We start from the raw sequence: 24,926 nt of genomic DNA, 5'->3' as shown, positions 1-24,926 counted from the left end.
TTGTACCGTTTTTTTTTTGCTTCAAACGGAGACAAGTCGATGAATCTTCCCTCGTTCGAAGGGCCGCCCACTATCGAGGCGCCCACATGGGTCAAACACCGAAAGCTGATCGACTGGGTCCAGCGCGTCGCAGCGCTGACCAAGCCCGCACAAGTGGTCTGGTGCGACGGCTCGCAGGAAGAATATGACCGCCTGTGCGCGCAGATGGTCGAAGCAGGAACCCTGAAGAAACTCAACCCCGCCAAGCGTCCCAATTCCTATCTCGCCTGGTCCGATCCGTCCGACGTCGCGCGCGTCGAAGATCGTACCTTCATCTGCTCGCAGCGCGCCGAGGACGCCGGCCCGACCAACAACTGGATCGCTCCGGCCGAAATGCGCGCGACGCTCGACGGCCTGTTCGACGGCGCGATGCGCGGCCGCACGATGTACGTGGTGCCGTTCTCGATGGGCCCGCTCGGCTCGCCGATCGCGCACATCGGCGTCGAGTTGAGCGACAGCCCGTATGTGGTGACCAACATGCGCATCATGACGCGCATGGGCCGCAAGGTGTACGACGTGCTCGGCGAGGACGGCCCGTTCGTGCCATGCGTGCATTCGGTCGGCGCACCGCTCGCGGCGGGCGAGCAGGACGTGTCGTGGCCTTGCAACAAGACCAAGTACATCGTGCATTTCCCCGAATCGCGCGAAATCTGGAGCTTTGGCTCGGGCTATGGCGGCAACGCGCTGCTGGGCAAGAAGTGCTTCGCGCTGCGCATTGCATCGACGATGGGCCGGGACGAGGGCTGGCTCGCCGAACACATGCTGATTCTCGGCGTCACCTCGCCGGAAGGGCGCAAGCATCACGTGGCTGCGGCGTTCCCGTCGGCGTGCGGCAAGACCAACTTTGCGATGCTGATTCCGCCGGCCGGCCTGAACGGCTGGAAAATTTCGACGATCGGCGACGATATCGCGTGGATCAAGCCGGGCAAGGACGGCCGCCTGTACGCGATCAATCCGGAAGCCGGCTACTTCGGCGTTGCGCCGGGCACGAGCGAAAAGACCAACTTCAACGCGCTCGCCACCTTGAAGGAAAACGTGATCTTCACGAACGTCGCGCTGACCGACGACGGCGACGTGTGGTGGGAAGGCATGACCGACGAGCCGCCGGCGCACCTGATCGACTGGCAGGGTAAGGACTGGACGCCGGCCGACGCAAAGGAAACCGGCCGCAAGGCCGCGCATCCGAACGCACGCTTCACGGCGCCGGCTTCGCAGTGCCCGTCGATCGACGCGGACTGGGAAAACCCGGCCGGCGTCGCCATCGACGCGTTCATCTTCGGCGGTCGTCGCTCGACCACCGTGCCGCTCGTGACCGAAGCGCGCAACTGGGTCGAGGGCGTCTACATGGCAGCGACGATGGGCTCCGAAACCACCGCCGCGGCCGCTGGTCAGCAGGGCGTGGTGCGCCGCGATCCGTTCGCGATGCTGCCGTTCTGCGGCTACAACATGAGCGACTATTTCAGCCATTGGCTGAAGACCGGCGAGCGTTTGCAGCAGCTGAGCGCGAAGCTGCCGAAAATCTTCTGCGTCAACTGGTTCCGCAAGGGTCCGGACGGCAAGTTCGTGTGGCCCGGCTTCGGCGAGAACATGCGCGTGCTGAGCTGGATGGTCGGTCGCATCGAAGGCACCGCGCAGGGCGAAGAGCATGCGTTCGGCATTTCGCCGCACTATGGGGACATCGACTGGAGCGGTCTGAACTTCACCCGCGAGCAGTTCGAGCAGGTGATTTCCGTCGACGCCGCTGCATGGCGCGACGAGCTCGTGTTGCACACGAAGCTGTTTGATACACTGCAACACGGTCTGCCGCAGGCGCTATCCGAAGCTAAGCGGGCGCTAGAGGAAAAGCTCACAGCTTGACTATGTGAGTGCTCACTGAGCCTGAAAAGCCGCCCTTGGGCGGCTTTTTCTTTGGGGTGAGGTTCGTGCCCATCCTTTCAATTTCCGCAACACCGCGGCGACCGTTGCATCTGTTCGAACAAAAAAGACAGTGCAAGCTGCAGCGCAGCACATTGTTTTCTATTCGGGAACAATCGCTGGTCGGGCCCGGTTTTATCGACATGCTCGTACCAAAATCGACAATATTTCCTGTTTTGCGGGCAACTTCTGCACGATATTGCGAGTCGTAGGAGAATTCCAAGTTCGCTTCACTGGTTTTCACCTATTGTCAGGAAGCAGTAACAAGGCAGGGAGTTGTCCTATGGATCATTTGCAGTCGATGCGAGTTTTCGTCAAGGTGGCGGATCTCGGCAGTTTTGCCCGCGCCGCGGGCGCGATGGATATTTCCAATGCGGTTGCCACCCGTCATGTTGCCGACCTCGAAGGCCGTCTTGGTACGCGGCTGCTCAATCGCACGACACGCAGCTTGTCGCTGACCGAATCCGGTCAGGTCTATCTCGAGCGCGCCCGTCAAATTCTCGACGAACTGGAAGACGTCGAACAGATGGTGGTCGCTCGCAATCACGAACCCGTCGGCACCCTGCGCATCGTCGCGCCCGTCGTGTTCGGGCTGCATAACCTCGCGCCCGTGCTGCAAACGTATGCGGAGCGCTATCCGAAAGTCATTCCCGACGTCACGCTGGTCGATCGTCAGGTCGATCTGGTCGAGGAAGGTTTCGACGTCGGCGTCGTGATCGCGCGGCAAATGCGCAGCGCGAGCATCGTCACGCGGCGTTTGACCACCGGCTGTATGACCGTCTGCGCGACGCCGGCTTATCTGGAAAAGCATGGCACGCCGACGCGTCCCGAGCATCTGCTCGAACACCCGTGCCTGAGCTTGCCGTCCGAATACTGGGGCGATGAACGCGTGTTCACGGGGCCGGAAGGCGAAGTGCGCGTGCGGCCGTCGAACGTGATCGTCGCCAACAACACTGAGATGCTGCGGCAGTTTGCGCTGCTGGGCATGGGCATCGCGATTCTGCCGAGCTATCTGATCGGTCGCGACATGACGCGTGGCCGGCTCGTGCGTTTGCTCGGCGATTACCGTTTGCCGCAGGTGGAGATCAACATCGCGTACCCGAGCCGCCGTCACCTGCCGGCCAAGGTGCGCACGTTCATCGATCATCTGGTCGAGCACTTCAGCCAGACGCCGAACAGCGTGCTCGGCGAACAGTGGATCAAGGACGGTTTGGAGCGCCCGGCGACGTCGGCCGCGTTCGAAACTGCCGAGTCCCGCGCCCCCGAAGCGTTCGATGGTGCGGAACCGCTGTCGCGGCTCCTCGATAGCGAGCTGTCGCCTGCCGTACCGAAGCCGATGACGAAGTCGTCCAACCGCAGCAGCCGTCCGACGGCGTTGTCGCCGCTCTAAATCCCTGAATGTCTAAGCCCGCAGCGATGCGGGCGGACAGTAAAAAGGCGCAGTCACCTGAAGTGACTGCGCCTTTTTCTATGGGCAGATGCGGATGCGGAGCAAAGCGCGAGCTATGCACGGATCGCCGATCGCGGCGGCGGAATGTAGCCATTCCTTCTACCCCCGCGAGCCGCCGATCCGAATCCCGCCCAATTAGCCGATTTTTCGCGCCGCGGTCTTTTTCGCCGGTGCCTTCTTGGCCGCCGCGGTCTTGGCGGCGGGCGCCTTCTTCGCCGCCACCTTCTTTTCCGCCGGCTCGGCCTTCACTGCCACCGCGGTATCGCCTTCGTCCGCTTCCGGCATCGCCTTCGCGGCCGAACGAGCACCTGAAGTCTTCGCTGCCGCGGTCTTCGCCGCCGCCGGCTCCTTCTTCTCGAATTCAAAGCCGATCTTGCCGTCGTTCTGCTTGACGAGGAACGCCTTGAAGTTTCGGCCGGTACGCGACGACTTGAAGTTCGTCAGCAGATCAGTGCGCCCTTCCTCGAGCAGCTTGGCCATCTGCTCACGGGTGATTTCCTGCTGCAGGATCACCTTGCCGGAGCGGAAGTCGCACGACTTCGGACTCGCCACCGAGTTTTCGCAGACGTAGCTCATGCCGTGCTCGAACACGCGGCCCTGACACTTCGGACACGCGCCGACCGGCTGCTGATCGGAGAAGTCGGGCGGTTCGCCGTCTTCGCCGGCAGCGTCCTGGCCGAAGTCGAACTCGAGCTTGTAATTCTTGATCTCGTCGTCGAGCGACAGTTTCAGGATCGCCGAGAACGGCCGACCCATCTTGCTGCGGAAGCCAGACAGCGGTCCGATCGTCTTGTTCTGCAGCAGTTCTTCGACTTCGGCGATCTCGAACTGACGGCCACCCGGGATCTTCGAGATCGAGAATTCGCACTTCGAGCACGCGAAGCGCCGGTAATTTTCCTTCACCTGGCCACCGCAATTCGGACAAGGTGTCTGCAACGTCGCGTAATCGCCCGGGATCGTATCCGAATCGTATTCCTTCGCGCGTTTGACGATGGTTTGCGTCATGCGCGCGATTTCCTGCATGAACGCGTCGCGCGGCAGGTTGCCACGCTCCATCTGCGACAGCTTGTATTCCCATTCGCCGGTCAGTTCGGGCGCGGTCAGCTCCTTCACGCCGAGGCCGCGCAGCAGCGTCATCAGCTGGAAGGCCTTGGCGGCCGGAATCAGATCGCGGCCTTCGCGGATCAGGTACTTTTCGGTCAGCAGACCTTCGATGATTGCCGCGCGCGTCGCCGGCGTGCCGAGCCCCTTGGCCGCCATCGCCTCGCGCAATTCGTCGTCTTCGACCAGCTTGCCCGCGCCTTCCATCGCCGACAGCAGCGTCGCTTCGTTGTAGCGTGCGGGCGGTTTGGTGACCAGTTGCTGCGCGGCGATCTTGTCGGTCTTGACCTTTTCGTCTTTCCGCACCGGCACGAGGTTCGCGTCTTCGCCGCTGGTTTCGCGGCCGTAGACCTGCAGCCAGCCCGGCTCGACGAGCACCTTGCCTTCGGTCTTGAAGTAATGGCCGACCACCTCGGTGATGCGCGTCGTCACACGGTATTCGGCGGCCGGGAAGAACACCGCGAGGAAGCGTTTGACGACGAGGTCGTAGAGCTTCTGTTCCGGCTCGGACAGATTCTTCGGCGCCTGCAGCGTGGGGATGATGGCGAAGTGGTCGCTGATCTTCGAATTGTCGAAGATGCGCTTGTTCGGCTTTACCCAGCCCTTGTCGAGCACCTGTTTCGCGAACGGCAGGTAGTTGTTGCTCTCCTTGAGCATGCCGAGCGTCTGCTTGACCGTGTCCAGATAGTCTTCCGGCAGCGCGCGCGCGTCGGTTCGCGGATAGGTCAGCACCTTGTGCTTTTCGTACAGCGCCTGAGCGAGGCCCAGCGTATTCTTCGCCGAAAAGCCGAAGCGGCCGTTGGCTTCACGCTGCAGGCTGGTCAGGTCGAAAAGGGCAGGCGACAGCTGGGTCGATGGTTTCGACTCCTCGGTCACCACGCCCATCTGGCCACGGCAGGCCGCGACGATCGTCTCTGCCGCGGGCAGCGACCAGAGGCGCGAATCGCGCTTTTCCGGATCGAACTCGTCGCGCTTGAATTTCGGGTCGAACCAGCGGCCTTCATAAAAGCCGGCCGCACAGACGAACTCCGCCTTTACTTCCCAGTAGTCGCGCGGCACGAAGCGACGAATCTTCTCTTCGCGTTCGACGACGATCGACAGCGTCGGCGTCTGCACGCGGCCGACCGTGGTCAGGAAAAAGCCGCCGCCCTTGCTGTTGAACGCGGTCATCGCGCGCGTGCCGTTGATGCCGACGAGCCAGTCCGCTTCCGAGCGGCAGCGCGCCGCGTCGGCGAGCGGCTGCATCTCTTCGTCGCTGCGCAGGCGTGCGAAACCCTCGCGGATCGAGCCGGCCGTCATCGACTGCAGCCACAGCCGTTGCACCGGCTGTTTGGCTTTCGCGTGCTGAGCGATCAGGCGGAAAATCAGCTCGCCCTCGCGCCCCGCGTCGCATGCGTTGATCAGACGGTCGATATCCTTGCGCTTCATCAGCTTGGTCAGCACCTTCAGGCGCGACTCGCTCTTCGCGATCGGATTCAGATCGAAATGCGGAGGAATGACGGGTAGGTTGGCAAAGCTCCACTTGCCGCGCTTGACTTCGTATTCGTCGGGTGCGGCGATTTCCAGCAGATGGCCCACTGCCGACGAAAGAACGTAGTCGTCGCTTTCGTAGTACTCGTCATGCTTGGTGAAGCCGCCCAAAGCGCGCGCGATGTCGTTCGCGACAGAAGGCTTTTCGGCGATGATCAGTGCTTTGGACATGACTCGATGTGAGGTTGGTAGATCCGGGTTGGTGGCCTTGAGCGCCAACATGGCGCGCGACGCTCGCTTGAGACCTCTTTCGACCCAATAACGACCGCTTTATAGCACAAGGCGCGAACCCAACGGGTCAAGTGCGATAAAAGCGCGCCATCATAATTGCGCGTCCGGCGGTTGATCAACTGCGCCAACGCCGCGTGCGGACAGCGATGCCAGCGGCGATGCTGTCCCAGAAATGGTCGGCGACGGCCCGTGCCGCAAGCCGCGCTTCGCGAGGCTTTCCGTTTGGCCGTGCGGCGCGCGAAGCCGCCTTCAGGCGACCGCCAGCGCAGGCCGCAGCTTCGGCGCACCGGTCACGCCGGGCAGTGCGGTCAGATCCGATAGCATCCGCTCGACGATCGACACCTGTGGCAAAACCGTACCGAAAAACCGTGTCGTCACCGAGTCTTCGATCAGGACGGTCGGGAAATTCTCGACGTCCAGATCGTCGAACCGATCCGCATGAGTTTCGATGTCGATCCATGCGAAACAGACTTCCGGGTGCCGCTCGGCCAGCTGGTTGAAGGCGTCCCGGTACTCGCGACACGTTCCGCACCACTCCGCGCACAGGCATGCAACGAACAGAGTGTCGGGGTCGTTGACGCGCTCGGCGATCCGGTCCTGGTCGGTGTCGAGGTTCAGCGCGGGCATGAAGTGATTTCCTTGTGTGCTTTGTCGGGTGCTTTGGCGCGAATGTAGCATGGCCGGTCGCGAAGAGTTGCCAATCTGCGTTGATGCCGGTCAGTCTCGGCTCAGTCATGATGGGCTCGCATGAAGCGGCCGCCCGGCAGCAGCGTGACCTCGCCGGCGAGTTCGAGCCGGAGCAGGGCGGCGTGCAGGGCCGCGTCCTGCATCTCGGTGCGGGCGGCCAGAATTTCAAGCGTGGTCGGTGAGTGGCCGAGCGCGGCGAGCAGACGTTGGGAGTCGGGGGCGAGCGCCGGCTGTGGGGCCGGGCCGATCGGCCGTGTATCGGCGAAGGCGGCGCTCGCAGCTCGCAAAGCGGTCCCGCCCGACGAAACGCGCAAACGCGCCTGATCCAGCGGAGCGGCCTGTTTCGCTGCGCGTCCCGCGTGGTTCGCCGTCCGTCGGACAAAGCCCAGCTCTTCCAGCACCTCGTCTGGTGTTTCCACGAGCCGCGCGCCCTGCTTGATCATCCGATGACAGCCGCGCGACAACGGCGCGTAAATCGATCCTGGCAACGCGAACACGTCGCGCCCCATCTCGTTGGCGAGCCGCGCGGTAATCAGCGAACCGGAGCGCATAGCCGCCTCGACGATCACGACTCCGCTAACCAGCCCGGCGATCAGGCGGTTGCGCTGTGGGAAATTGGCGGCGCGCGCGGGCGTGCCTAGCGGCCACTCCGACAGAATTGCGCCCTGCGCTCCGATCTGCCGCGCGAGCGCCTGATGCGCGGCCGGATATACGAGGTCCGCGCCAGTGCCGATCACCGCGACCGTCCCGCCGACACCTTCGAGCCCGCCCCGATGCGCGGCGCCGTCGACGCCGAGCGCGAGCCCCGAGACGACCGTCACGCCCGCCGCCGACAGCGCTCGCGCGAACCGCCGCGCATCCTCGATGCCCTGCGGCGTCGCGCTGCGGCTGCCCACCAGCGCGACCGCGCGCGTATGCAGCAGATCGAGCCGGCCCTTTATATATAGAAGCGGCGGCGGATCGGGCATCGTCAGCAGCGCGGGCGGGTAGGTGGGGTCGTCGAGCGTGACGATCTGGTTGCCCGGCTGCTCGCGCCATGCGAGCACCGCCTCGAGCTGGCCGTCGAACGCCGGACTCGGCGGCGCCAGCACCGCGCGCGCAGCGGTCTCACCGGCGACCTCGGCGAGCGCATCCGGCGACTGCGCAAACAGCGCTTCCGGCAGTCCGAATGCGGCTAGCAACAGGCGCAACGCCGCGGGTCTGAGGCCCGGTGCAAGCGACAACCGTAGCCAGGCGGCCAGTTCGATACGGGTTGCGGGCAAGGTGTGCATGTGGGTCGCTCCTCTGACGGGGCCTGCGGGCAGGCGGGCGCCATGCTAAAATTTTCATGATCCGAAATAAAGCCGTGCAATAGAACGGCAATGAGCCGCGAATACCGCGGCGCCGCGCGTGAGCGCGCGGGTTCGTCGTCGGGCGCGCGAGGCGCGTTGAATCGAACCGGTTCGACACCATCTATCCTCTGCGTATTACGACGGGCTCACAACCTGGCTGAATGGCCAACGCGAGCCTCCAATGGTTAGCGGCGTCTGAAATCACACTCGAAATCATGGCTTTACTGAATATCCTCAATTACCCCGACAAACGGCTGCACAAGGTGGCGAAGCCAGTCGAGGAGGTCAACGACCGTATCCGCCGCCTCGTCGCCGATATGGCCGAAACGATGTACGCGGCGCCCGGCGTCGGCCTCGCCGCCACGCAGGTGGACGTGCACGAACGCGTGATCGTGATCGACGTGTCGGAAACGCACGACGAATTGCTTGCGTTCATCAACCCGGAAATCATCTGGTCGAGCGATGAGAGGAAGTTGTCGGAAGAGGGCTGCCTGTCGGTGCCCGGGATCTACGACAACGTCGAGCGTGCCGAGAAAGTGCGCGTGCGTGCGCTCAACGAGAAGGGCGAAACGTTCGAGCTCGATTGCGAGGACCTCCTCGCCGTGTGCATCCAGCACGAGATGGATCACCTGATGGGCCGCGTGTTCGTCGAATATTTGTCGCCGCTGAAGCAAACGCGCATCAAGAGCAAGATGAAGAAGCTCGCCCACGCGATGTAACGCGCTTTCAACTTGCCCGCCGCTCGTTCATGACTCATTCGTTGCGCGTCATCTTTGCCGGTACGCCGGAATTCGCCGCGGCCGCGCTGGCCGCGATTCATCGCGCCGGGTTTGCCGTGCCGCTCGTCTTGACGCAGCCGGACCGGCCCGCGGGACGCGGCATGAAGCTGCAGGCGAGCCCCGTCAAGCGCTACGCACAGGAGCATGGCCTCGCGGTTGCGCAGCCCACGTCGCTGCGCCGCGCCGGCAAGTACCCCGAGGAAGCCGCCGCCGGCATCGAGCAACTGCGCGCGACGCCGCACGACGTGATGGTGGTCGCCGCCTACGGGCTGATCCTGCCGCAGGAAGTGCTCGACATTCCGCGCTTCGGCTGCATCAACATTCACGCGTCGCTGCTGCCGCGCTGGCGCGGCGCGGCGCCGATTCATCGCGCAATCGAAGCGGGCGACGCGCAAACCGGCATCACGCTGATGCAGATGGACGCCGGCCTCGACACCGGCGCGATGATCTCCGAAGTCCGCACCCCGATCTCCGACGACGACACCACCGCCACGCTTCACGACCGCCTCGCCGAGCACGGCGCGCAACTGATCGTCGATGCCCTGATCGAGCTCGAGCGCAGCGGCAAGCTGGCCTCGACCCCGCAACCGGCCGACGGCGTGACCTACGCCGAGAAAATCGCCAAGCACGAAGCGGCGCTCGACTGGTGCCGCCCGGCCGAGGCGCGCGCGCGCCAGGTGCGCGCGTTCGATCCATTCCCCGGCGGCGCCGGCACGCTCGCCGACGGCAGCACCGTCAAGATCTGGGCCGCCACCGCCGTGGCCTCGCCGACCTCCGGCAACGACAAGGCGCCAGGCACCATCACCGAGGTTTCTCCCGACGGCGTGCTGGTCGCTTGCGGCGAAGGCGCACTGCGTTTGACGCAATTGCAGAAGCCCGGTGGCAAGCGCCTGCCGGTGCGCGAATTCCTTGCCGGTTCGCCGCTCGCCGCAGGCCAGCGCTTCGAGCTTCCCGAGGCGCAATAGGCGCGGCGCGCACCCCGGAGCATCGTTGATTCCGCCGGCGTTCCCTGCGCCCGCCGCGAGCCCGCCGCGCGTTAGAATCCTCCATGCAGCAGACCATGGTTTTCGAGGGTTCATCACATGTTCGGCATCGTCCATTTCGAGTTTTTCATCGTCGCGGTTTTTCTCCTGAACATCACGCCGGGGCCGGATACCGCTTATATCGTCGGGCGCAGCGTCGCCCAGGGCCGCGGCGCGGGGCTGATGTCGGCGCTCGGCATTTCGGCGGGCTGCTGCATTCACTCGCTGGCCTGCGCGTTCGGGCTGACCGCGCTGCTGGCCGCGTCGGCCACCGCGTTCACCATCGTCAAATTCGTCGGCGCGATTTATCTGATCTATCTGGGTGGGCGCCTGATCTTCACGAAGACGGCCGCGGTTGCACCTGTCGGCGACGCGCGTGCGCCGTCCACGCCGAAGTCGCTGCGGCAGTTGTTCCTGCAAGGCTTCTGGACCAATGTGCTGAACCCGAAGGTCGTGCTGTTCTTCGTGTCGTTCTTCCCGCAGTTCGTGGCGACGGGCAGCGAACACAAGACCTTCGCGTTTCTGGCGCTCGGCGCGGTCTTCGTGCTGATGAGCATGGTCTGGAACAGCTTCGTCGCGTGGATCGCGGGCAGCGTCACGCAGCGTTTCTCGGGCAAGCCGACGGTCAAGCGTTGGCTCGATCGCGGCGTCGGCAGCGCGTTCGTGGGCCTCGGCATCAAACTCGCGACCGCCTCGCGATGATTGAATTTTCCCGCATCGCCCATATCTAACGTTTCGCTTACAATCTGGCGCCGCAATCGCGCGGCACGGAGATGAAGGCCACGCTCGGGGCAAGGAGTTGCAGACATGTTCAATTGGGTGAAAACCGCGATGTTGATGGCCGCGATTACGGCCCTTTTCATCGTGATCGGCGGGATGATCGGCGGGTCGCGCGGCATGATGCTCGCGCTCGTAATCGCCCTTGGGATGAATTTCTTTTCGTACTGGTTCTCCGACAAGATGGTCCTGCGCATGTACAACGCGCAGGAAGTCGACGAAAACAGCGCGCCGCAGTTCTATCGGATGGTGCGCGATCTCGCCACGCGCGCGAACCTGCCGATGCCGCGCGTCTACCTGATCAACGAAGACGCGCCGAACGCATTCGCCACCGGCCGCAATCCGGAGCACGCGGCGGTCGCGGCGACCACCGGCATTCTGCGCGTGCTGTCCGAGCGCGAAATGCGCGGCGTGATGGCGCACGAGCTTTCGCACGTGAAGCACCGCGACATTCTGATCTCGACGATTTCTGCGACCATGGCCGGCGCGATTTCCGCGTTGGCGAACTTCGCGATGTTCTTCGGCGGCCGCGACGAAAACGGGCGTCCCGCGAACCCGATCGCGAGCATCGCGGTTGCGCTGCTCGCGCCGATTGCGGGCGCGCTGATCCAGATGGCGATTTCGCGTGCGCGCGAATTCGAAGCCGACCGTGGCGGCGCGCAAATTTCGGGCGACCCGCAGGCCTTGGCGTCGGCGCTCGACAAGATCCATCGCTATGCGAGCGGCATTCCGTTCCCGACGGCCGAGGCGCATCCGGCCACCGCGCAGATGATGATCATGAATCCGCTCTCGGGCGGAGGTATCGCGAACCTGTTCTCGACACACCCTGCGACCGAAGAGCGCATCGCGCGTCTGATGGAAATGGCGCGCACCGGGCGCTTCGACTGAGCCGCCGCGTCGTTCGGCGCGTCGATCCTGAAGTACTGAAGAGCGGGCCCGCGAGGCTCGCTTTTTTTTCGCACTGTTCGTCGCCACCGCGCGACAGCGTCTGCCGCCGCCCCCGCACGGCGGCGCCCCACCGGCGCCACGCTACAATGTGCGCTGATTGCGCCGCGCGCACCGTGCGGCTGGCCCTTGCTCCCTTCATGACTTCAAAGCCTTCTTCGCGTTCTGCTTCCTCGTCGGCGCGCTCGCGCGAATCCCGTTTGTCGGTGCTGCATCTGTCACCCGAATCGCTCGGGTTCGCGCTCGACTGCGCGGCTCAGGCCGTCGGCGCCGTGCGTCTAGGCGCGGCCTTGCCCGCGGCGCTGCAAAGCGTGTTCGTGTCGATGCCCGAGGGCAACGCCGCAGCGGCGCGCGGCGCGGTGCAGGACATCGCCTATCGCACGATGCGGCGTCTCGCGACCGCCGAGTGGCTGATTGGGAAGCTCGTGAAGAAAGCGCCACCGCCGCACGTCGCGCATGTGCTTGCGTGCGCGCTCGCACTGCTCGTCGACGACGAAGCGAGCGCCGCTTACACGCCGTTTACGGTCGTCGACCAGGCGGTCAGGGCGATCGGCGCGCGCCGCGAGTTCGGGTTCGCGAAGGGGCTCGTCAACGCGGTGTTGCGTAACTTCTTGCGCGAGCGCGACACGTTGCTCGCCGCCGTGCAAGCCGACGAAGCCGCGCGCTGGAACTATCCGGCCTGGTGGATCGACGCGGTGAAGCGCGCATGGCCCGAGGCGTGGCAATCGGTGCTGGCCGTCGGCAACACGCAAGGTCCGCTGACGTTGCGCGTGAACGCGCGCCATTCGACGGTCGACGCCTATCTGCAAGAGTTGCAACGCCAGCAGATCGCCGCAAGCAAGGCCGGCGAGCACGCGGTCACGCTCGCCACGCCGATGCCGGTCGAGCGCATTCCGGGCTTCAGCGAAGGGGTCGTGTCTGTGCAGGACGCAGGCGCGCAACTCGCCGCGCAATTGCTCGGCGTGCGCGACGGCATGCGCGTGCTCGACGCATGCGCGGCCCCTGGCGGCAAGACCGGCCATCTGCTCGAACTCGCCAACATTCAACTCGTTGCGCTCGAAAGCGATGCGTCGCGCGCGCGCCGCATCGGCGAAAATCTGCGGCGTCTGAAGCTCGAAGCGGAAGTGCGCATCGGCGACGCGGGCAACCCCGCGCAGTGGCACGACGATCTTGACCAACCGTTCGACCGCATCCTCGCCGACGTGCCATGCTCTGCGTCGGGCATCGTGCGGCGTCATCCGGATATCCGCTGGCTGCGTCGCCAGTCGGATATCGCCGCGCTCGTCGCCGAACAGCGCCGCATTCTCGACGCGCTGTGGCCGCTCGTGAAACCCGGCGGCGAGTTGCTTTACGTTACCTGTTCGGTCTTCCCCGAAGAAGGCGAGTTGCAGGCTCAGTGGTTTGGAAACCAGCATCAGGATGCGGTACGATTGGACGCGCCGGGGCAGCTTTTACCCTCAGTTGCTCGCGCGCCCGCCGACTCATCGGCCGGTTCTCATGCTGGACGACCCGCTGAATTCAGCGCCGGCACGAACTCAGACCACGACGGATTTTTCTACGCGCGCTTTCAGAAACGGTGACCATAAAACGCTTCTTCCCGCTTCGGCTCGCTGCCGTGCTCTGGATCGCGCTGGCCGTCTGGCTTGCAGCGCCGGGCGCGGCGCATGCTGACTCGATCGCGGTGCAGCGGGCGTCGCTGCAGGCGGACAACGGCGGTTGGAGTCTCGATGCGCATTTCGAATTCGAGCTGAACAGCAATCTCGAAGACGCGGTCAACAAAGGCATTCCGCTTTATTTCACGACCGATTTCGAATTGAGCCGGCCGCGCTGGTACTGGTTCGACGAGCAGCCGGTCAGCGTGTCGCAAAGCTTGCGGCTGTCGTTCCAGCCGCTCACGCGCGAATATCGCGTGTCGAGCGTGCAGTCGGGCGGCTTGCAGCTCGGCTTTTCCACGCTGAAGGATGCGCTCGCCGTGATCAAGCACGTGACGTCGTGGCACGTGATCGACCGCAATGAGGTGCGTGTCGGCGAAACCTATAACGCGTCGGTGCGCATGCAACTCGACATCGGGCTGATGCCCAAGCCGTTCCAGATCGACGCGGTGAACAACCGCGACTGGAACCTCGCCTCCGATTGGAAGCGCTTCACTTTCACGGCGGCCGATCGTGCTAGATAAAGTGCGCTCATCTTCCACCAGTGTCAGCAGCATCGTCGTGCGCGTGCTGGTGTCGACGGTCGCGGTCACGGCCGTGCTGCTGCTCGTATTGCTGGCCGCCGCGAGCGCGAACACCGAATTCTTCGACCGCTATTACCAGTGGCTGTACGCGGCCAACGTCGCCGTCGCGATGATCTTTCTGCTGGTGGTGGCGACGCTCGTCGTCATCATCGTTGTGCGCTTACGCACGGGCAAATTCGGCACACGGCTGCTCGCGAAGCTCGCGTTCTTCATGGCGCTGGTCGGCGTGGTGCCGGGCGGCATCATCTACATCGTGTCGTATCAGTTCGTGTCGCGCAGCATCGAGTCGTGGTTCGACGTGAACGTCGAAACCGCGCTAGCGTCCGGCCTCAATCTCGGGCGCGGCATGCTCGACGCGTCGCTGTCCGATTTGCAGACGAAGGCGCGTCTGATGTCCGAGCAGATCGCGAGCGCGGATGCGGCCGGCACCACGCTGACGTTGCTGCGTCTGCGCGACCAGTTCGGCGTGCAGGACGCGACGATCGTGGAGCCGACCCGCAGCATGTCGGGCGCGACGCCGGACATGCACGTGGTCGCGCAGGCGTCCAGCAATTACGCGATGCTGCTGCCGAACGATCTGCCGACACCGTTGATGATCGAGCAGGCGCGAGGCCACGGCTATGCGGCGATCGAAGGCGAGGTGGACGGCGACGCGCACGCGCAGGGCGGCAAGGGCGCGCTGCGTCTGCGCGTGGTGCAGCGTATTCCCGATGCGAACGCATCGCTATTGCAGCCCGCCGAGCGCTTCCTGCAACTGACGCAGCCAGTTTCGACGACACTCGCGCGCAATGCCGACGCGGTGCAGCGCGCGTATCGCGAGTATCAGGAGAAGGCGCTCGGCCGCACCGGCCTGCGCAAGATGTACATCGGCACGCTGACGCTGTCGCTGTTTCTCGCGACCTTCATCGCGATGATGCTCGCGCTCGCGCTCGGCAATCAGCTCGCGCGGCCGCTGTTTCTGCTCGCGCAGGGCACGAAGGAAATCACCGAGGGCGACTACACGCCGAAGCGCGAGATCAAATCGCGCGACGAACTGGGCTTCCTGACTCAGTCGTTCAACGCGATGACGCGGCAGTTGGCGGAAGCGCGCGGGGCCGTCGAGAAAAATCGTATCGCGCTCGAGCATTCGAAGGCGTATCTCGAGAGCATCCTCGCGAACCTGACCGCGGGCGTGTTCGTATTCGACCGGCAATTCCGGCTGACCACCGCGAATCGCGGCGCCGAGCGGATTTTCCGTCAGCCGTTCCAGACGGTGCTCGGTTCGTCGCTCGATCAGATCGGCGTGCTCGGCGAATTCGGCGCGATGGTGCGCAAGGCATTCGCCGATCGCGAAGCGGCGAGCGAAGACGGCCATGACGACAACGGTCATTGGCAGCAGCAGTTCTCGGTGCCGGTTCCCGGCGAGACCGAGCCGCTCACGTTGCTCGTGCGCGGCGCACGGCTCGTCGCGGCGAACGAGCGCGATGCCGAAGACATCCAGACCGCGGGCTACGTGGTCGTGTTCGACGACATCTCCGACGTGATCTCCGCACAGCGGTCGATTGCATGGGGCGAAGTCGCACGGCGCCTCGCGCACGAGATCAAGAATCCGCTCACGCCGATTCAACTGTCGGCCGAGCGTTTGCAGATGAAGCTCGCCGACAAGCTCGCGCCGTCGGATGCGGACGTGCTGAAGCGCGGTGCGACGACGATCGTCAATCAGGTTGCGGCGATGAAGCAGATGGTCGACGATTTCCGCGACTACGCGCGCACGCCGCCCGCGGTCCTCGCGCATCTGCAATTGAACGATCTGGTCAGCGAAGTGCTCACGCTGTACGGTATCGAGGAAGGCAAGGGTGTGATCCAGGTCGAGCTTGCGGCCTTGCCGGCAATACGCGGCGACGCGACGCAATTGCGTCAGGTGATCCACAACCTGCTGCAGAACGCGCAGGACGCGGTCGCGGAAGTCGCGCATCCGCGTGTTTTGCTCGAGACGAGGACAGTAGAATACGGAGACCCCGACGTGCAAGGCAAGGCGCGCGTCGCGGTACGTCTGACCGTGTCGGATAACGGACCGGGCTTCCCCGCGCGTATCCTCACGCGCGCGTTCGAGCCGTACGTGACGACCAAGGCCAAAGGTACGGGTCTGGGACTTGCGATGGTCAAGAAGATCGTCGACGAACATGGCGCGCGCATCGACATTCGCAATCGCATGAAGGCTGGCGACGTGATCGAAGGCGCGCAGATTTCGATTCTCTTCCTTCAACTGGCGGACGAGCCCGCGCAGCCGGGTGCACCTGGTTCGGGTGCGCATCTGGCGCATGGTGGCGCGTCGCAGGGAACGACAAAAGCAACAGTGCAGACAAGGGCAGCGTAAATGGCAACCATCCTGGTGGTAGATGATGAAATGGGCATCCGGGAACTGCTCTCGGAGATCCTCAGCGACGAGGGACACGTCGTGGAGGCCGCTGAAAACGCGCAGGAGGCGCGCGAGTTCCGGCTGCGTCAGGCGCCGGACCTCGTGCTGCTCGACATCTGGATGCCGGACACCGACGGCGTAACGCTGCTCAAGGAATGGGCCGCGCAAGGTCAATTGACGATGCCCGTCATCATGATGTCCGGTCACGCGACGATCGACACCGCAGTCGAGGCCACAAAGATCGGCGCGCTCAACTTCCTCGAAAAGCCGATCGCGTTGCAGAAGCTGCTGAAGGCGGTCGAGCAGGGACTTGCGCGCGGCAACTCGGCGGCCGTGCCTGGCGGTGTGGCCGCGAAGCCGGCGTTGCCGGTCAGCGCATCGTCGGTCGCGTCGGCGGCCGCGTTGCCGATGCTGTCGGCCGATGGCGTCGGCGGCGGCGCGCTCGCCGCGCAAACCGCGTCGATCTCGTTCGACATTCCGCTGCGCGATGCGCGCGACGCGTTCGAGCGCGCGTACTTCGAATATCACCTTGCGCGCGAGAACGGCAGCATGACGCGCGTCGCCGAGAAAACCGGTTTGGAGCGCACGCATCTTTATCGCAAGCTGAAGCAACTCGGCGTCGATCTCGGCAAGAACAAGGGCGAGTAAGCGCCATGTGTTGCATGCAAACGCGGCCCGGCAATATTTTTTATGAAAGGGCTTGCTGAACTGCAGATCGCTTGATATAGTTTCGTTCTTCGTTGGCCCGGTAGCTCAGTTGGTAGAGCAGCGGATTGAAAATCCGCGTGTCGGTGGTTCGATTCCGCCCCAGGCCACCAGGATTCAGCCCCAGGAAATCGCAAGATTCCTGGGGCTTTTCCGTTTGGCGGACAAGTCGTCACTTTGGCACGCCATGCAGTGGGAGCCGCGACGCGTAGGACAACAGGCGTCGGTGACATTCGGTGTCGCGTGATAAAATCGCGCCAGTTCAAGGACTTGCATGCAGGCGTCGCACGCGGTCGTATACCGCGCGAATGCGGTGCCGAGCGTATCGCACCGAAGCACCCAATCCTTCGCCCGACGATCGGCGGTATAAGCGCCCAGCCACGTTCACGCGCAACGCGCGACCTATACTGCTTTGGGCCGGCACAATGCCGGCACACGTCGCGCCGCGTTGCTCGCATAGCGCATCTCGCGCAGCGCGACGTGGCGCTCTCATTCACGGAGTATCACGGTGATCCGCAAAGACGCTAAGCGTAGCGCGCTCGTGCTGTTTTCCGGCGGCCAGGATTCCGCCACGTGTCTCGCGTGGGCGCTCGATCGTTACGACACGGTCGAAACGATCGGCTTCGACTATGGTCAGCGTCATCGGGTCGAGCTCGAATGCCGCGAGGGGTTCCGTCAGGCCGTCGTGCGTACGTTTCCGGCGTGGGCCGATCGTCTCGGCGACGATCACACGATCGACCTGTCGCTGCTCGGCGCGATCAGCGACACCGCGATGACGCGCGAGATCGAGATCGAAGCCACGGCCAATGGGTTGCCGAACACGTTCGTGCCGGGCCGCAATCTGATGTTCATGACGATCGCCGCGGCCATCGCGTATCGGCGCGGTTTGCAGGTGCTGGTCGGCGGGATGTGCGAGACGGACTTCTCGGGCTACCCCGATTGCCGCGACGACACGATGAAGGCGTTGCAGGTTGCGCTGAATCTCGGCATGGACAAGCGTTTTGCGCTGGAGACACCGCTAATGTGGCTCGACAAGGCCGATACATGGCGTCTCGCGCACGAGCTCGGCGGCGACGCACTGGTCGAACTGGTGCGCGTCGAGACCCATACTTGCTACCTCGGCGAGCGCGCCGAACTGCATTCATGGGGCTTCGGCTGCGGCGAATGCCCGGCATGCCGGTTGCGCAAACGTGGCTATGAGGCTTACCTCGCCGGTGAGAAAGTCACCGAGCACGTGTGACGGTTCGCGCAAGAGCGCGCATCATTGATTCAGGAACACAGGACAGAAAGCAGCATGACGTACGCGGTCAAGGAAATCTTCTACACGTTGCAGGGCGAGGGCGCGAATGCCGGGCGGCCGGCCGTGTTCTGCCGTTTTGCAGGCTGCAATCTGTGGTCGGGCCGCGAAGAGGATCGCGCGGAAGCCGTCTGCCGTTTCTGCGACACCGACTTCGTCGGCACCGACGGAGAGAACGGCGGCAAGTACCGCACACCTGACGAACTCGTCGCGATGATCGCGTCGCAATGGCCGCAAGGCGAGGGCGAACGCTTCGTCGTGTGCACCGGCGGCGAGCCGATGCTGCAGATCGATCCGCCGCTCGTCGACGCGCTGCACGCGGCCGGCTTCGAGATCGCGATCGAGACCAACGGTTCGCTGCCGGTGCTCGACACGATCGACTGGATCTGCGTGAGCCCGAAGGCCGACGCGCCCCTCGTCGTGACGAAGGGCAACGAACTGAAGGTCGTGATCCCGCAGGACAACCAGCGCCTCGCCGACTACGCGAAGCTCGACTTCGAGTATTTCCTCGTCCAGCCGATGGACGGTCCGTCGCGCGACATCAACACGAAGCTCGCGATCGACTGGTGCAAGCGTCATCCGCAGTGGCGCCTGTCGATGCAGACTCACAAGTATCTGAACATTCCCTGATTTGCCGTGCTGACGATTACCCGAAAACTCGAATTCGACGCGGGCCACCGCATCCCCGATCACCGCAGCCAGTGCCGTAATCTGCACGGCCATCGCTATGTGCTCGAAATCACGCTGCAAGGCGATCTGGTCGACACCGAAGGCGCGCCCGACCGCGGCATGGTGATGGATTTCGCCGACGTGAAGTCGCTCGCAAACGAGCACCTGGTCGACAAGTGGGACCACGCGTTTCTCGTCTACGAAGGCGACACGCAGGTGCGTGGCTTTCTCGACAGCATGGCGGGTCACAAGACGGTCGTGATCGATCGCATTCCCACGGTCGAAAACCTCGCCGCGATTGCATTCGATATCCTCGCGAACGTCTACGACGCGCACTACGGCGTGAACCTGCGCTTGCATAAAGTGCGTCTGTACGAGACGCCGAACTGCTGGGCCGACGTGGTCCGCGACTAGCTTACCGCCTGAATCCACACCCCGCCGCGCGAGCGAACTCTCGCGTTATTGTCACGGTATGATCGTTCCGACCAACACACGGAGCGAGACATGCCGGTCACCGCATCGCGTCGCAGCAAGCATCGAGGCCGTCAGCGCCCCGGTGCCTGCCTGATTCGCTATCTGGCCCCGCTTCGCATTGCAAACCTGCGCGAGGCCAGCCGATGAGCACCTTCACCAACTCCCTCAAACAACGTCTGAAGGACAACGCGCCGCTGTTCGGGCTGTGGTTGTCGCTCGGCAGCGAGGCCGCCGCCGAAGCGCTCGCGCACGCCGGCTTCGACTGGCTGCTGATCGACATGGAGCACGCGCCGAACGATAGCGGCGGCGTCGAGTCGCAATTGCGCGCGATCGCCGCCGCCCATCTGCCGAGCGAGCCGGTGGTGCGCGTGCCCGCGAGCGAGCCGTGGCTCGTCAAGCGCGTGCTCGACGCCGGCGCGCGCACGCTGATGTTCCCGAACATCGAATCCGCTGAAGACGCGGCACGCGCCGTGCGGCTCACCCAATATCCGACCGCGGAGGCGCTCGACGGCCTGCGCGGTGTCGCGGGCGTCGTGCGTGCGGCCGGCTACGGCATGCGGCGCGACTACGTGCAGACGGCGAACGCACAAATCGCGACGATTGTGCAGATCGAATCGGCGCGCGGCTTGCGCGAGGTCGAGCAAATCGCGGCGACGCCGGGCGTCGACTGCGTGTTCGTCGGGCCGGCCGATCTGGCCGCGAGCCTCGGTCATCTCGGCGACGCGAAGCACGCGGACGTGCAGGCGGCGATGGCGCGCATCGTCAGCGCGGCCGACCAAGCCGGCATTGCCGCCGGCATCTTCGCGATGGACGTGGCCGGCGCGCGGCAGCATCGCGACGCGGGCTTTCGCTTCGTGGCGCTGGCCGCCGACGTGATCTGGATGTTGCGCGCGACGCGCCAGGCATTACAGGAGGTGAGGTCATGAACGGCAGAGTGCAGCGGGGCGCCGGGCCGAGGATTGCGCGGGCGACCGCGCAAGTGACCATTACGGCGGCGGCGCTGCTCGCGAGTACCGCGTGGAGCGCCGCGTACGCACAGGATCACGTCGCCAGGTCGAACGATCCGCAGACGCAATCCGCAGTGGCCGATTACAACGCCGGCAACCTCGCCGCTGCGCTGACCGAATTCCGCGAGGCCGCCGAGCGCGGCAGCCGGCTCGCCCAGTTCAACTACGCGATGATGCTGCTCAACGGCGAAGGCACGCCGGTCAACGTCGACGAAGGCAAGAAGTGGCTGCGCAAGGCCGCCGACGCGAACATGTCGCACGCGCAATACGTGTACGGCAAGATGTACGACGATGGCGAGTTCGTCGAGCGCGACCCGGTGGAGGCGCATCGCTGGTTCATGAAGGCCGCTGCGCAGGGTCATGTGCAGGCGGAACTCGCGCTCGCGAATCAGTTCCTCGACGGACGTGGTACCGAGCGCGACAACAAGCAGGCGTTCGTCTGGTACAAGAAGGCGGCGCAGGGCGGCGACATGACCGCGCAGTATGTGACCGGCTCGTTCTACGAGCGCGGCGGCGATGGTGTCGACCGGAATCTGAATGTGGCGCGCGCGTATTACGCGGCCGCGGCGGCACAGGGCGATCCGGCCGCGCGCCTGAAGTATCAGCAGTTGAGCGCGCAGTTGCGCGATCAGAAGGAAGTGAAACCCCAGTAGTGAAGCAGCAATCAAGCAAAAGGGCGCTCGCAAAGAGCGCCCTTTTGGCATTTTCGATTGCTGCGTGCCGTTAGCTACGCTTAGCTCTGCATCAACCGCTTCTGTCGCGCGACACTCATGATCAGCCCGGTCGCGACACCCAGTGTAGTCAGCGCGGTGCCGCCGTAACTCATGAACGGCAACGGCACGCCGACCACCGGCAGAATGCCGCTCACCATGCCGATATTGACGAACGCGTACGTGAAGAACGCCATCGTCAACGAGCCGGCCAATAATCGCCCGAACAAGGTCGCGCCATTGGCCGCGATGTAGAGCCCGCGCGCGATCAATAGCATGTACAGCGTGAGCAGCACGATCCCGCCCGCCAATCCGAACTCTTCGGAAAACACCGCGAAGATGAAGTCGGTGTGCTTTTCGGGGATGAACTCCAGATGCGCTTGCGTTCCCTTCAGCCAGCCCTTGCCGAGCGGGCCGCCCGAACCGATCGCTATCACCGCCTGAATCGTGTGGAAGCCTTTGCCGAGCGGGTCCGAGGTCGGATCGAGCAGCGTGCAGATACGGTGCTTCTGATAGTCGTGCATCAGCGGCCACTGCACTTCGGGCTGACAGATCTTGTCCTGGAACGCCGCGATCGACACAACCGCGATCACGCCTGCGATCAGCACCGGCACGATCAGCTTGAAACTCAGCCCCGCGAAGTAGATCACGAACAGGCCGGCGGCGAACACGAGCACGGCCGTGCCGAGGTCGGGCTGCTTCGCGATCAGGCCGACCGGCACGATGAGGATCGCGAAGCCGACCAGGTAGTCGTACCAGCGCATCACGCCTTCGCGGCGCTGGTAGTACCAGGCGAGCATCAGCGGTGTCGCGATCTTCAGTATTTCCGATGGCTGGATCACCACGCCGACGTTGATCCAGCGCTTCGCGCCTTTGCGCGTGAGACCGAACATCGCGACCGCGACCAGTAGCGCGATCCCGAACGTGTAAAGCGGGACCGCGAAGCGCATCAGCGTGTTGGGCGGCACATTGGCGAGCCCCCACATCAGCACGAAGGTGAGCAGGATGTTGCGCAACTGGTCTTCGACGCGGCCCGGCATATCGAGACTCGCGCTGTACAGCGTGACGATGCCGACGCACAGCAGCAGAAACACGATCAGGGCGAGCGGACGGTCGAAGCCCGCGAACATCCGCTTGATGCGGTCGAGCCAGGCGCGCTTGTCGAATTGCATGCCTTTCTCCTTATTCGTCGATACCGCCGGTGGCGAGCTGGCGCGGTGACGCGCCCTGGACGCTGTCCTCGCGCGATGGGGCCGCGACGCTCGGCGCCGGCTCGCTGGCCGGACGGGGTTTGTGCGGGGCGTCGGACGTACGCGACGCGGATTTCTTTGCCGCGGCCAAAGCCGATGCCGGCCTGGCCGCCGACGCCGCCCGCGCCGCACTGGCCGAAGCCGCTGCCGGTGCGCTGGCAGGCACCGTTGCCGCCGCGCCAGCCGATGCCGCCACCGGCACGGACGCGCCGTTCGCGCCCGAAGCCGCAACAGCCGCCGACGCACCCGAGGCCGCCGCGGCAGCCGCCGCCCCCGGCACTGGCAGTGCCTTGAAGCCCGCCGCAATCCTGAGCGGCTGGGCGCCCTCATGCTGCGCCGGCGTCTCACCGACCTGTGGCGCGGACGCTTCGACGGTGTTCGATGCCGCTGCCGCGACGGCTGCTTCGACCACGCCGGGCTTGTTCTTGCCGACCAGGTAATAGTCGAGCACCCTGCGCGCGATCGGACCGGCCGCCTCCGCGCCCCAGCCGCCGTTTTCGACGATCAGCGCGAGCGCGATCTTCGGTTGCTCGACGGGCGCGAACGCGATGAACAGCGCGTGATCGCGCAAATTCTCAGCGATCGCGTGACCCTTGTAGTTCGCGCCTTGCAGCGAGTACACCTGCGCGGTACCGGTCTTGCCTGCCGCCTGGTACGCCGCGCCGGCGAACACCTTGGCCGCCGTGCCGTTCGTGACCACGCCTTCCATCGCATGCTTGATGAAGTCGATGTCCTGCTGCTTGACCGCGATCCTGTCACTCGGGTCGCGCACCACTGGCCGCGTGTCCTTCGTGATCGGATTCTCGATGTCGCGCACGAGGTGCGGCTTCATCACGACGCCGTTGTTCGCGAGCGTTGCGGTGGCATGCGCGAGCTGCAGGATCGTGAACGAGTTGTAGCCCTGGCCGATGCCGAGGCTGACCGTCTCGCCTTCGTACCACTTCTGCTGCTCGGGTTTGCGGTACGCGTGGCGCTTCCAGTCGGTCGACGGCAGGATGCCCTTCGCTTCGCCGGCGATGTCGATGCCGGTGATCTGCCCGAAGCCCCACGGTTTCATGAAGTTCGCGATGTTGTTGACGCCGAGATCGTGCGCGAGCATGTAGAAGTACGTGTCGTTCGACACGACGATCGCACGGTTCATGTCCACCCAACCCTGGCCCGAGCGCACGTCGTTGCGGAATGTGTGGCCGCCGAACGTGTAGTAGCCGGGGTCCTGGAAGCCCCAGCTCGGCGTGCGCTTGTGCAGCGACAGCGCGGCGAGCGCCATGAACGGCTTGTAGGTCGAGCCCGGTGGGTAGGTGCCGTGTAGCGGCCGGTTCAGCAGCGGATGGTCGGGCGAGTTGTTCAGCTCGTCCCAGGTCTGCTGGTCGATGCCGTCGACGAATGAATTCGGGTCAAAGCTCGGCGCCGACACGAACGCGAGCACGTCGCCGGTGGACGGCTCGATCGCCACGAGCGCGCCGCGACGTCCGGCGAACGCCTGCTCGGCGACCTGCTGAAGGCCGATGTCGAGCGATAGCACGAGGTTGTTGCCCGGCGTCGCCTGGGTGCGCGACAGCGTGCGCACCGGGCGGCCGCCCGCCGTCACCTCGACTTCCTCGAAGCCGGTCTGGCCGTGCAGCTCGGTTTCGTAGCTCTGCTCGACGCCGATCTTGCCGATGTAATCGGTGCCCTTGTAGTTGTTCGCGTCCAGACGCGGATCGTAGTGGTCCGGATCGCTGTCGTTCTGATCGCTGGCGTCGTCGATGCGGTCCTGGTCGCGCTGCGAAATCCGTCCGATGTAGCCGATCACGTGCGCGGCGGTCGGCCCGAGCGGGTACTGACGGAACAGCCGCGCGCGCACTTCGACGCCGGGGAAACGGAAGCGCTGCGCGGTGAAGCGCGCGACTTCGTCGTCGGTCAGGCGCGTGCGGATCGGCAGACTTTCGAAGTTCTTCGAGTCTTCCTGGAGCTTCTTGAAGCGGCGGCGGTCGCGCGCGTCTATCGAGACTACCGTAGCGAGGTTGTCGACCACGTTATCGAGCGTGTCGTTCAGCTTCGAGGGTGTGATTTCGAGCGTGTAGGCCGAGTAGTTTTTCGCGAGCACGACGCCGTTGCGGTCGGTGATGATGCCGCGGTTCGGCACGATCGGCGCGACGGAGATGCGGTTTTCATCGGCCTGCAGCGAGTACTTGCTGTAGTGCCAGACCTGCAGGAACAGGAAGCGAAAGCCGATCAGCCCGAAGCAGACGAACACGAACAGGCCCGCCGCCGCGACGCGCAGGCGGAATTTCGTGAGCTGCTGTTGAGTGTCCTTGAATTCGGTCATGCGATTCTGCAAAAGGCCGGCATGCGGCCATCAAGAGTGTGCGCCCAAATTGGCCGCGGGCCGTGG

Annotated in this window: 21 protein-coding genes and 1 tRNA gene; 16 read left to right on the top strand and 6 right to left on the bottom strand. The window is 64.5% G+C overall.

What is annotated here, in order from left to right; all coding sequences use genetic code 11:
- Positions 1-39: 39 nt before the first annotated feature.
- Complete coding sequence (locus AB4Y34_RS18665; RefSeq protein ID WP_368716823.1) at positions 40-1,896, top strand: phosphoenolpyruvate carboxykinase (GTP); 1,857 nt, start codon at positions 40-42, stop codon at positions 1,894-1,896.
- Here the strand turns inward: AB4Y34_RS18665 and AB4Y34_RS18660 are convergent.
- The gene (locus AB4Y34_RS18660) at positions 1,886-2,197 is read right to left on the bottom strand and encodes a hypothetical protein (RefSeq protein ID WP_368716822.1); all 312 of its coding nucleotides are present in this window, start codon (positions 2,195-2,197) and stop codon (positions 1,886-1,888) included. The two genes, AB4Y34_RS18665 and AB4Y34_RS18660, sit on opposite strands and share 11 nt — an antisense overlap.
- A gap of 39 nt (positions 2,198-2,236) precedes the next feature.
- On the opposite strand from AB4Y34_RS18660, the gene AB4Y34_RS18655 reads away from it, so the two are divergent.
- Complete coding sequence (locus tag AB4Y34_RS18655; protein WP_176380641.1) at positions 2,237-3,343, top strand: LysR family transcriptional regulator; 1,107 nt, start codon at positions 2,237-2,239, stop codon at positions 3,341-3,343.
- 195 nt (positions 3,344-3,538) lie between these two features.
- On the opposite strand, the gene AB4Y34_RS18650 is transcribed toward AB4Y34_RS18655, so the two are convergent.
- The 3 genes from AB4Y34_RS18650 to dprA form a co-directional block, all read right to left on the bottom strand.
- Complete coding sequence (locus tag AB4Y34_RS18650) at positions 3,539-6,205, bottom strand: DNA topoisomerase III (protein ID WP_368716821.1); 2,667 nt, start codon at positions 6,203-6,205, stop codon at positions 3,539-3,541.
- 309 nt (positions 6,206-6,514) lie between these two features.
- Positions 6,515-6,892, bottom strand: a complete 378-nt coding sequence (locus tag AB4Y34_RS18645) for a thioredoxin family protein (RefSeq protein ID WP_176380643.1) — start codon at positions 6,890-6,892, stop codon at positions 6,515-6,517.
- Positions 6,893-6,993: 101 nt separating this feature from the next.
- Complete coding sequence (gene dprA, locus AB4Y34_RS18640) at positions 6,994-8,223, bottom strand: DNA-processing protein DprA (RefSeq protein WP_368716820.1); 1,230 nt, start codon at positions 8,221-8,223, stop codon at positions 6,994-6,996.
- A gap of 275 nt (positions 8,224-8,498) precedes the next feature.
- Between dprA and def the strand changes: the two genes are divergently transcribed.
- The 14 genes from def (at position 8,499) to AB4Y34_RS18570 (ending at position 21,245) form a co-directional block, all read left to right on the top strand.
- A complete protein-coding gene (gene def, locus AB4Y34_RS18635; RefSeq protein WP_176380645.1) occupies positions 8,499-9,002 on the top strand; it encodes a peptide deformylase in 504 nt (167 codons plus the stop codon).
- A gap of 29 nt (positions 9,003-9,031) precedes the next feature.
- On the top strand, positions 9,032-10,027 hold the full coding sequence (gene fmt, locus AB4Y34_RS18630) for a methionyl-tRNA formyltransferase (protein ID WP_368716819.1): 996 nt from the start codon (positions 9,032-9,034) through the stop codon (positions 10,025-10,027).
- A 117-nt stretch (positions 10,028-10,144) separates the two neighbouring features.
- A complete protein-coding gene (locus AB4Y34_RS18625) occupies positions 10,145-10,786 on the top strand; it encodes a LysE family translocator (RefSeq protein ID WP_368716818.1) in 642 nt (213 codons plus the stop codon).
- Positions 10,787-10,891: 105 nt separating this feature from the next.
- Positions 10,892-11,749, top strand: a complete 858-nt coding sequence (gene htpX / locus AB4Y34_RS18620; protein WP_013088049.1) for a zinc metalloprotease HtpX — start codon at positions 10,892-10,894, stop codon at positions 11,747-11,749.
- A 197-nt stretch (positions 11,750-11,946) separates the two neighbouring features.
- Entirely contained in the window at positions 11,947-13,386 is a 1,440-nt protein-coding gene (gene rsmB / locus AB4Y34_RS18615) for a 16S rRNA (cytosine(967)-C(5))-methyltransferase RsmB (protein WP_176380648.1), read from the top strand.
- Positions 13,383-13,982, top strand: coding sequence for a DUF4390 domain-containing protein (locus AB4Y34_RS18610; protein ID WP_368716817.1), 600 nt, complete (start codon positions 13,383-13,385; stop codon positions 13,980-13,982). Before rsmB ends, AB4Y34_RS18610 begins: the two co-directional genes overlap by 4 nt.
- Positions 13,972-16,398, top strand: coding sequence for an ATP-binding protein (locus AB4Y34_RS18605; protein ID WP_368716816.1), 2,427 nt, complete (start codon positions 13,972-13,974; stop codon positions 16,396-16,398). The genes AB4Y34_RS18610 and AB4Y34_RS18605 overlap by 11 nt, the downstream gene beginning before the upstream one ends.
- Positions 16,399-17,088 carry a response regulator transcription factor EsaR gene (esaR, locus tag AB4Y34_RS18600; RefSeq protein WP_176109833.1) on the top strand — a complete coding sequence of 230 codons (690 nt, stop codon included), beginning with the start codon at positions 16,399-16,401 and terminating at the stop codon, positions 17,086-17,088.
- Positions 17,089-17,182: 94 nt separating this feature from the next.
- Positions 17,183-17,258 (top strand) — tRNA-Phe (locus tag AB4Y34_RS18595).
- A gap of 395 nt (positions 17,259-17,653) precedes the next feature.
- Entirely contained in the window at positions 17,654-18,385 is a 732-nt protein-coding gene (gene queC / locus AB4Y34_RS18590; RefSeq protein WP_368716815.1) for a 7-cyano-7-deazaguanine synthase QueC, read from the top strand.
- A gap of 54 nt (positions 18,386-18,439) precedes the next feature.
- A complete protein-coding gene (gene queE / locus AB4Y34_RS18585) occupies positions 18,440-19,072 on the top strand; it encodes a 7-carboxy-7-deazaguanine synthase (protein ID WP_184226151.1) in 633 nt (210 codons plus the stop codon).
- A gap of 9 nt (positions 19,073-19,081) precedes the next feature.
- Positions 19,082-19,525 carry a 6-carboxytetrahydropterin synthase QueD gene (gene queD / locus AB4Y34_RS18580; RefSeq protein ID WP_026228977.1) on the top strand — a complete coding sequence of 148 codons (444 nt, stop codon included), beginning with the start codon at positions 19,082-19,084 and terminating at the stop codon, positions 19,523-19,525.
- Between the two features lie 203 nt (positions 19,526-19,728).
- Positions 19,729-20,511: an HpcH/HpaI aldolase/citrate lyase family protein gene (locus tag AB4Y34_RS18575; RefSeq protein WP_176380653.1), complete on the top strand. Its 783-nt coding sequence runs from the start codon at positions 19,729-19,731 to the stop codon at positions 20,509-20,511.
- Complete coding sequence (locus tag AB4Y34_RS18570) at positions 20,508-21,245, top strand: tetratricopeptide repeat protein (protein ID WP_176380654.1); 738 nt, start codon at positions 20,508-20,510, stop codon at positions 21,243-21,245. The genes AB4Y34_RS18575 and AB4Y34_RS18570 overlap by 4 nt, the downstream gene beginning before the upstream one ends.
- A gap of 80 nt (positions 21,246-21,325) precedes the next feature.
- Here the strand turns inward: AB4Y34_RS18570 and rodA are convergent, their stop codons facing one another.
- Both rodA and mrdA read right to left on the bottom strand, forming a co-directional pair.
- A complete protein-coding gene (gene rodA / locus AB4Y34_RS18565) occupies positions 21,326-22,474 on the bottom strand; it encodes a rod shape-determining protein RodA (RefSeq protein ID WP_176109829.1) in 1,149 nt (382 codons plus the stop codon).
- 10 nt (positions 22,475-22,484) lie between these two features.
- Complete coding sequence (gene mrdA, locus AB4Y34_RS18560; protein ID WP_368716814.1) at positions 22,485-24,860, bottom strand: penicillin-binding protein 2; 2,376 nt, start codon at positions 24,858-24,860, stop codon at positions 22,485-22,487.
- Positions 24,861-24,926: the final 66 nt, after the last annotated feature.

Origin of the sequence: Paraburkholderia sp. BR10954 (assembly GCF_040965775.1) — a bacterium.
GTDB classification, from domain to species: domain Bacteria; phylum Pseudomonadota; class Gammaproteobacteria; order Burkholderiales; family Burkholderiaceae; genus Paraburkholderia; species Paraburkholderia youngii.
This window is presented reverse-complemented; position numbering and strand designations above follow the sequence as displayed.